Here is a 590-nt window from a genome sequence, read left to right on the forward strand (position 1 = left end):
TGGAAAGTGATACCCCAGACTTTAGCGACCCCACCCAGTTCACTCTCGGAATAGGCGGCTTGCTGGGGCAGATTAATACTGACACCACAGCCCAATACTTCTATTATGACATCCTGGGCAGCCTGGGCGCTGTCAGTGACCAGAGTGGAAACATTACCGGAACTTACCGTTATGACCCCTGGGGAGCTGTAACTGACCAGACAGGCTTTGATACAAACCACAGCTATATAGGGAAATACGGGGTAACAGATGAACCTGAAGCCGGTCTTATCCACATGGGAGCCCGGTTCTATGACCCCACTGCAGGCACATTCCTGCAGACAGACCCGGTCAAAGGCAGTATCAGCAACCCATATAGCATGGTCCCATATATCTATGCCTTAAACGACCCGGTGAACCTCATTGACCCTGCAGGTGAAATGCCTTCGTCCGCATGGTTTAACCAAAAGCAGCGGGAATGGGCCAACACCGCCGGTAGTCTGCAGAGCTTCCTGAGGTCTAAAGGTTTCCTGGGCAAAAACGGCAAACAGCTTCCGGTAACGGGCACATATGGTGAGAATACTAAGGAGGCCCATTGGAATTATTACCTG

At 51.5% G+C, this 590-nt stretch carries 1 protein-coding gene; it reads left to right on the forward strand.

Annotated features, from left to right (window positions below):
- A partial coding sequence (locus tag Ga0451573_RS18950; protein WP_231685755.1) for an RHS repeat-associated core domain-containing protein occupies positions 1-590 on the forward strand: 590 nt, incomplete at both ends.

Origin of the sequence: Phosphitispora fastidiosa, assembly GCF_019008365.1 — a bacterium.
Lineage (GTDB): Bacteria > Bacillota > Thermincolia > Thermincolales > UBA2595 > Phosphitispora > Phosphitispora fastidiosa.